The sequence below is a fragment of the Streptomyces longispororuber genome, assembly GCF_014656095.1.
Taxonomy (GTDB): domain Bacteria; phylum Actinomycetota; class Actinomycetes; order Streptomycetales; family Streptomycetaceae; genus Streptomyces; species Streptomyces longispororuber.
The window spans coordinates 41,101-48,181 of the sequence record NZ_BNBT01000056.1; the positions used below are offsets into that span (position 1 = coordinate 41,101).

Genomic DNA, 7,081 nt, shown 5'->3' on the forward strand with positions numbered 1-7,081 from the left:
CACCTGAGCCAGGGGTTCCGCTAGGAGCCCCCGGCCACCGTGCCGCCGTCGGCCGCCCCGCGCGGGAACGACACCTCGACCCGGCGGTTCTTCTTCCGCCCCTCCTCCGAGCCGTTGTCCGCGATCGGGTAGTCCTCGCTGTAGCCGCGTACGGCGTACGTGACCTCCGGGCCGAGGAAGCCCGCCAGCGCGTCGTGGACGGCTTCGGCGCGGCTCTTGGAGAGCTTCCTGCCGTGTTCGTAGGTGCCGAGGTTGTCCGTGAAGCCGAACACGCGGATGTTCGTGGCCTTCTGCGCCTTCGCCTCCTCCGCGATCGCCTCGATGCGGGCGGCGGCCTCGGGGTTGAGCTTCGCGCTGTCCTTGGGGAAGAGGACCTCCGCCTGGAGCGCGAACTTCACGTCCGTGTTGGTGTCCTCCCGGCGCTCCTCGCCGCCGAGGTCCTCGACGACGGACTTGATGTCGAGGACCTTGGCCGGGGCGAGGGTCGCGCCGTCGGCGAGCTTCAGACCGGGGCTGTTGGAGTCGACCTCGGGGGGGCGGGAGGTGGTGGTGCCTCCGGGGGGTGTGCTGGGGGCGTCGTCCGCGTGGGCGACTTCCGGTGCCAGGACCGCGAGGACCGCCGCGAGCACCGTGGCGGTTGCTACGGCCGTCTTCCGGGGACGAGAGGCCATGGTCACTCGCCCTCTGAGATTTCGATGGGCGCGGGCGGCATCGCACCCACTTGGAAGCTCACCTTGGTCGTCTCCTCGGGCGGTGCCGGGAATTGCGCGAACCAGTCGACCGTCTGGCCGGATTCGACGCCCCCTTCGAACTTGGTGCAGAGGCAGCGCCCACTGGTGTCGCGCAGGACCAGGTACTTCTTCTTGCCCTTGCTGTCGACGAGACTCGCACCGGCGATGGACCCGCCGTTCTTGCGCAGTTCCTGTTCGTCTCCGCGCCATTGACCCCCGGACCAGAGGCCGTCGGACGAGTTCGTCACCTTGCCCGCGACGGTGACGAAGCCCCCGCTGTCGCGTTTGGCCGAGTCGATGACCAGCGTGACCCCGTCCCCCCTGGTCTCCGCCAAGGGCTGTCCTTCCGCCGGTGCCTCCGACTGCTTCTCTCCTGGTTCGCCTTTGGTCGCGGACGGAGCCGACGAGCTTCCCTTGTCCGACTTCCCGTCGTCACCGTCACCGCCGCCGCAACTGGCCACCGTGAGGACCAGCCCGGTCGTGATCGCCACCGCGGCCGTTGCCCTGCGGGTCTTCGTGGTGCGCCGAAGGTTCATCTCAGCGGCTTCCTTTTCCCAGTCGTCGCGAATCACTTGGCCAGGTGTACGGCAAACATGTCCGAGGCATCGGGCAAGTCATCCATGTCGAAGTCCTCCGGGTCGATCTCGAAAGGCTCGCCGTTACAGGAGAACTCCACGGATTCCTCCGGGTCGTCCGCCGGGGCGACGTCACATCGCGGTGCGATGACGGCGGTCGCCTCGGCGGTCGCGTGCTGCGTCTCCGTGCCGGGGATGATCGAGTCCCCCACCGTGTAATTGGTCCTGATGCGAACTCGATAGCCCAGGTAGCCGTCGACCTGTTCCCGCCAGAGGCTCTGGAGTTGCGAGTCGTTGTCAGCAGCCAGCGCGTCGGCCGCGCTCTGAGGGCCGGCGTCGTCACCCGGGTACTCGACACCGTCGAGCCAATCGAGCCACGCACCGTCCTCACCGCTCTCGATCGCCGTTCCCAGCCCCTCCAACAGGTCGTCACGTGCCGCCTGTGCGGCGGCCAACGCGGCAGCATCGGCGGCTGATTGGGCGCCGTTGCGGGCGGACGCCGCTTGGGCGAACGCGAAGAAGGCCAGCGCGGCGAAGAGCAGGATCGCCGTGAGCCAGATGTAGATCGGCAGTGTCTGCCCGCTGTCGTCCCGGAACGAGGCGCGCGTCAGCCGATGACGTCGCCGACCGCGTCGCCGATGGCCTGCGAGATCTTGTTGTCCAGTGCCAGGCCGTCGATCAGGGTGTAGATCCCCGCGATCAGGATCATCAGCCCCGCGTACTCCACGAAACCGGCTCCCCGGTCCCCCTCGCCTCCCCGAACCCGGTTCAGCCGTGAGGACACCATCAGCGTCCACGTCACCCACGCCCCCAGCACGCGTTCCTTCAGCACGACGGACGACCTTCCTCTCCCACCCGGTACCCCTTCGGACACCGGTGCCCTTACCGTGACCGACGCCACTGTCGCCAGGGGCAAGGTACGCCACCACACGTGCACCGGCAGAGACTCTGCGCAACCAACGCCCACCCGTGCGGGCAAGTTGGCGAGTTCCCTTCCCTCTCAGCAAGGTCACCATGCACCACCGACGAACTGACGAAGCGACGGACCGACAGCCGAACGTGCCTTCGGCGACTGTCCCACATCAGTTGCAGCCGCTACCGCGTTTCCCGTACTTCCGGGCCAGTACCCTGGGCGGTGCGCAGCCCCGGGTACGAGGGAACCAGACCCGCGGGAACGGGAGTTGACCCGGACGTTGACAGGGAGGGCCGTCGTCCGCCGGGCGCGGGCGGGGCCGCCGTGGTGGTCGTCGAGAGGGGGCGGCGTGGGGCGGGAGGGCTCCCCCGTGGCAGCAGTGGCGGCAACCGACTTGCCCGCGGCGACCGACTTCCTTGCGGCAGCAGCCTGCCCCGGTGCGGCACGCCGAGCCGCCGGCCCCACGGCGGGCACCCCGTGATCACCTGGCGACGCGTCACCGAGGCCGACTTCCCGCTGCTGCGGGAGTGGCTGGCGCGGCCGCACGTCGCGCGGTGGTGGCAGCAGGACACCTCCCCGGAGGGGGTCGCCCGGGACTTCGGGCCCGCGGCGCGCGGCGAGGAGCCGTTCGAGGACCTGATGGTGCTGCTCGACGGCACCCCGGTCGCCCTGGTCCAGCGGAGCCGCTTCGCGGACTGCCCGGCGTACGCGGACGAGCTGGCCGCCCAGGTCGCGCTGCCCGAGGGGGCGGTCACGATCGACTATCTGATCGGTGATCCCGCCCTGACCGGGCAGGGCCTCGGCCCCCGGATCGTACGGGCCCTCGTGGCGGCCACGTGGACGGACCACCCGGGCGCCACCGCGGTCGTCGTACCGGTCAACGTCGCCAACCGACCCTCCTGGCGCGCCCTGGAGAAGGCCGGCCTGCGCCGCGTCGGCACCGCCGACCTGGACCCGGACAACCCGGCCGACGGGCGGGACCACTACGTCTACCGGGTGGACCGGCCGAGCGGGTCCGACGGCCGACAGGCAGCCACGGGCCCCGCCTGACCCTGCCCGCCCCCTCGGCCCCCCCCTCAGACCCTCCAGCCCCTCCCAGCCCCCCAGCTTCCTCAGTCCCCCAGGATCGACCCGAAGTCCGAGCCCGAGCCCAGGAACATCCCCGCGGCGATCAGGATCATCGTCGCCGGGAGCATGAAGACCAGCGTGACCATCGTGGCCTTGGGGATGGTCTTCGCGGCGCGGCGGCGGGAGTTCTGCGCGTCGGTGCGGCGCATGTCGGTGGCGAGCTGGATGAGGGTCTCCGCGATGGGCGAGCCCAGTTCCTCGCCCTGCTGGAGGGCGGAGACGAACTGGGCGACCTGCTCGGAGGAGTTGCGGCGGCGCAGCTCGTCGAAGGCCTGGCGGCGGCTGACGCCCATGTCCATCTGGCGCAGCGTGATGCGCAGCTCGTCCGCCCACGGCCCCTCGTACTTCTCGGCCACGCGGTCCAGCGCCTGGCGGAAGCCGAGCCCGGCCGAGACGACGACGGCGAGGACGTCCAGGAAGTCGGGGAGCGTACGGTCGATGACCTCGCGGCGCTCGCGGATGGCCTGCCAGATGAGGGCGTCGGCGGCCACCGCGCCGAAGACGAGGGTCATCGCCCCGAAGACGGGCTGGCCGTTGGTGAGGAAGACCAGGCCCAAGACCACGCCGAAGGCGCCGTAGACCGCGCGGCGCGCCGCGTAGCGGTCGATGGTCAGGCCGCCGGGGTTGCCGGCCATGTCGATCCTGCGGCGCTTGGCCGCGACCCGCTTCGGGCCCATCAGGCGCAGCACCAGGGGCGCGAAGCGCATCCCCAGGCGGTCCACCGCGCCGCCCGCCACCGAGACGCGCGTCGCGCCGACCTCCAGGGCGACGGCCAGGTCGGGCGGCAGCTTCGCCTCCGCCCGGTACATGCGCAGCCCCAGCAGACCCCCGGCCACGGCCAGGCCCGTCAGCAGCGCGAGCAGCAACCCCAGCACCGTGTCCTCCACTCCCCTCGCGAACCCCGGCCCCGAGCCCGGGTCTCACACCTCGATCTTGCCCAGGCGCCTGATGACGAAGAACCCCACCGCGTACAGGCCCAGCGAGATCAGGATCAGGGTCTGGCCCAGGGGCGAGCCCGTCACGCGCTCCAGGGCGCCCTCGTTCGAGGAGTTGATCAGGAGCAGCGAGCCCAGGCCGAGGAGCGGCACGGTGAAGGCCGTGGCGTGGACCTCGGAGAGCATCGTGCGGACCTCGCGCCGCGTCTCCTTGCGGTCCTCCAGGGTCTGGGTGAGGTTGCGCAGGGAGTTCACCACCGAGCCGCCCGCCTTGTTGGAGAGGACCAGCGTCGTCACGAGCACTATCAGTTCGCGGGACGGCAGGCGCTGGGCCAGCTCCTCCAGCGTGTCGTCGATGGAGCGGCCCAGGGCGAGCTGGTGCGCCACGTGGGAGAGTTCCTCGCCCGCGGGCGCCTCCAGCTCCTCCGCGGCCATCGCGAGGGAGGTGCGCAGGGCCAGGCCCGCGGCGGTGGCGTTGGCGAGGATGCGGGCCACGTCGGGGAGCTGGTTGATGAAGGCCTCGATGCGCTTCTGGCGCTGCCAGTTGAGGAAGATCACCGCGCTCCAGACGGCCACGACGCCCGCGATCGGGCCGAAGAACGGGGCCAGGGACGCCGCCGCGACCAGCCACAGCGCCGCCACCACCGCCATGACGTACGTGAAGAACTCGCCGGGCGTCAGGTCCAGGCCGGTGGCCGAGAGGCGGAGCTGGAGCTCGCGGCCCAGGCGGGTGCGGCGCAGCCGGCGGTCGACCGCCGTGAAGCGGCGCCGCCGTGCGCCGCCCTCCCCGGCCGCGGGGCCGCCCTCGGCGGCCAGCCGGTCCACGAGCGCCTGGCGCTGCGCGCGCCCGGACGCGTACGTCTGGACGCCCGCGACGGCCAGGGTGCCGGTGAGGAGCGTGGCGCCCAGGGCGAGCAGCGTGGGGTTGTTCATCGGTGTCCTCGGGTCTCCTCGGGCCTGCTGGGGTCCTGGCCGTGGTCGGGCGCCGGTCCGGGGCCGGTGCGCGCCTCCCCGGGGCCTCGGGTGCTCACCCGATCGCCTCGCGCGTGTCGAGTACGTCGACCGCCTCGGCCACCCCGTACGCGGGCGGCACCGGCTCCCCCGCCACGTACAGCCGCTCGGCGACGGGGCGGGGCAGCGGCAGGTGCTCGAAGTAGCCGTGGACGATCCGGTCGGGGCCGACCGGGTGCGGGACGAAGCGCGTCACGGGCGCGATGCGGAACTGCTGGCGGCCGTGGGAGACCAGCAGGACGACCTCCGCGACCTTGCGCGAGCCGTCGGCGTGGCGGGCGAGCTGGACCACCACGTCGACGGCCGAGTTGATCTGGTCGCGCAGCGCCTCGAAGGGCACCTGCACCTCGGACATGGAGCCCAGAGTCTGGAGCCGGGTCAGCGCGTCCTCCGCGGTGTTCGCGTGCACGGTGGCGAGGGAGCCGTCGTGGCCCGTGGACATGGCCTGGAGCATGTCGAGGGTCTCGCCGCCGCGGACCTCGCCGACGATGATGCGGTCGGGGCGCATGCGCAGCGAGTTGCGGACCAGGTCGCGGATGGTTATCTGGCCCTTGCCCTCGACGTTCGGGGGGCGGGACTCCAGGCGGATGACGTGGTCCTGCTGGAGCTGGAGCTCGGCGGAGTCCTCGATGGTGATGATGCGCTCGTGGGCCGGGAGGAGGCCGGAGAGGGCGTTGAGGAGGGTGGTCTTCCCGGAGCCGGTGCCACCGCTGACGATGATGTTGAAGCGGGCCCGGACGAACGCCGCGAGCAGCATCAGCATGTGCTCGTCGAGCGAGCCGAGGCCGATCAGCTCCTGGAGCGTGTACGCGCGCGGGAAGCGGCGGATGGTGAGGGTCGCGCCCGTGAGGGCCAGCGGCGGGATGATGACGTTGACGCGCTCACCGGTGGGCAGCCGCGCGTCGACCATGGGGTTCGACTCGTCGACGCGGCGGTTGACCGTCGAGACGATGCGCTCGATCGTCTGCATCAACTGGTCCTCGGACGCGAAGCGGAGGGGGAGCTGTTCGACGCGGCCCGCCCGCTCCACGAAGATCGAGTCGGGGCCGTTGACCATGATCTCCGTGATGGAGGCGTCGGCGAGGAGCGGTTCGAGCACGCCGAGCCCCAGGGCCTCGTCGACGACGCGGCGGATCAGATGGGCGCGCTCGGACGCGGACAGGACCGGGCCCTCGCGGCTGATGATGTGACCGAGCACCCGCTCCAGGCGGACCCGGCGGTCGGCGGCCGTCAGGGACGACATCTCGGCCAGGTCGATCTCTTCGAGGAGCTTCGCGCGGTACGTCGCCACGAGGCCGTCGTCGCGGCTGGGCGCGGCGGCCTCGGCGGGGGACGCGATGCGGGAGCGCAGACTCATGCGTCAGCCGCCTCCTGTTCCCAGGTCGTCGGGGTTGTCGGGGTCGTCGTTGGGCATGGTCACGGTCTTCTCGACCTCCCAGTCCGCGTCGACGAAGGGGAGCAGGGTGGGGACCTGGACGGTGACGGTGGCGGTGGTGGTGTCGCCGCCGCGTCCGACGGCCACGTCCGCGTCGAGGTCGGCGTCCATCGCGGCGCGGCCCGCCGCCTCGCCGCTGCCGCCCTGGGACGCGACCCGGGCCGCCGCGCGGGCGCCGGAGCCCGCCTGGCCGGCGGCGTACCCGACGAGGCCGAGCTGGATGGCGGCGAGGCCGACGAGCAGGAGGATCGGGAGGAACCCGGCGAACTCCAGGATGGAGACGCCCCGGTCGCCGAAGGCGCGGCGGGGGCGCGCGGGGCGGGGGCGCGCGGGGGGCTCGGGCGCGCTGCACG

General features: G+C 72.0%; 9 protein-coding genes. 1 reads left to right on the top strand and 8 read right to left on the bottom strand.

The features are described 5' to 3' along the window. Positions 1 to 20: 20 nt before the first annotated feature. Genes IE330_RS18980 through IE330_RS18995 form a run of 4 tightly spaced genes read right to left on the bottom strand, consistent with a single transcriptional unit; the run spans position 21 to position 2,093 of the window. Positions 21 to 677: an OmpA family protein gene (locus IE330_RS18980; protein ID WP_373314685.1), complete on the bottom strand. Its 657-nt coding sequence runs from the start codon at positions 675 to 677 to the stop codon at positions 21 to 23. Continuing rightward, positions 674 to 1,267, bottom strand: coding sequence for a hypothetical protein (locus IE330_RS18985; protein ID WP_190137248.1), 594 nt, complete (start codon positions 1,265 to 1,267; stop codon positions 674 to 676). Before IE330_RS18985 ends, IE330_RS18980 begins: the two co-directional genes overlap by 4 nt. Positions 1,268 to 1,299: 32 nt before the next feature. Next, entirely contained in the window at positions 1,300 to 1,917 is a 618-nt protein-coding gene (locus IE330_RS18990) for a pilus assembly protein TadG-related protein (protein WP_268257309.1), read from the bottom strand. Then, positions 1,914 to 2,093 carry a hypothetical protein gene (locus IE330_RS18995; RefSeq protein WP_190137250.1) on the bottom strand — a complete coding sequence of 60 codons (180 nt, stop codon included), beginning with the start codon at positions 2,091 to 2,093 and terminating at the stop codon, positions 1,914 to 1,916. Before IE330_RS18995 ends, IE330_RS18990 begins: the two co-directional genes overlap by 4 nt. Before the next feature lie 603 nt (positions 2,094 to 2,696). Here IE330_RS18995 and IE330_RS19000 point away from each other — a divergent pair. Further along, positions 2,697 to 3,269 (top strand): GNAT family N-acetyltransferase, encoded by a 573-nt coding sequence (locus IE330_RS19000; protein ID WP_190137239.1) that lies wholly within the window; start codon positions 2,697 to 2,699, stop codon positions 3,267 to 3,269. 62 nt (positions 3,270 to 3,331) lie between these two features. Here IE330_RS19000 and IE330_RS19005 read toward each other — a convergent pair whose 3' ends face one another. The 4 genes from IE330_RS19005 to IE330_RS19020 all read right to left on the bottom strand — a co-directional run bounded on the left by IE330_RS19005 (position 3,332) and on the right by IE330_RS19020 (position 7,004). Continuing rightward, complete coding sequence (locus IE330_RS19005; protein ID WP_373314686.1) at positions 3,332 to 4,222, bottom strand: DUF5936 domain-containing protein; 891 nt, start codon at positions 4,220 to 4,222, stop codon at positions 3,332 to 3,334. Positions 4,223 to 4,267: 45 nt separating this feature from the next. Then, positions 4,268 to 5,215 (bottom strand): type II secretion system F family protein, encoded by a 948-nt coding sequence (locus IE330_RS19010; protein WP_190137241.1) that lies wholly within the window; start codon positions 5,213 to 5,215, stop codon positions 4,268 to 4,270. Between the two features lie 94 nt (positions 5,216 to 5,309). Further along, positions 5,310 to 6,650: a TadA family conjugal transfer-associated ATPase gene (locus IE330_RS19015; protein ID WP_190137242.1), complete on the bottom strand. Its 1,341-nt coding sequence runs from the start codon at positions 6,648 to 6,650 to the stop codon at positions 5,310 to 5,312. Between the two features lie 3 nt (positions 6,651 to 6,653). After that, positions 6,654 to 7,004: a TadE/TadG family type IV pilus assembly protein gene (locus IE330_RS19020; RefSeq protein ID WP_190137251.1), complete on the bottom strand. Its 351-nt coding sequence runs from the start codon at positions 7,002 to 7,004 to the stop codon at positions 6,654 to 6,656. Positions 7,005 to 7,081 lie beyond the last annotated feature (77 nt).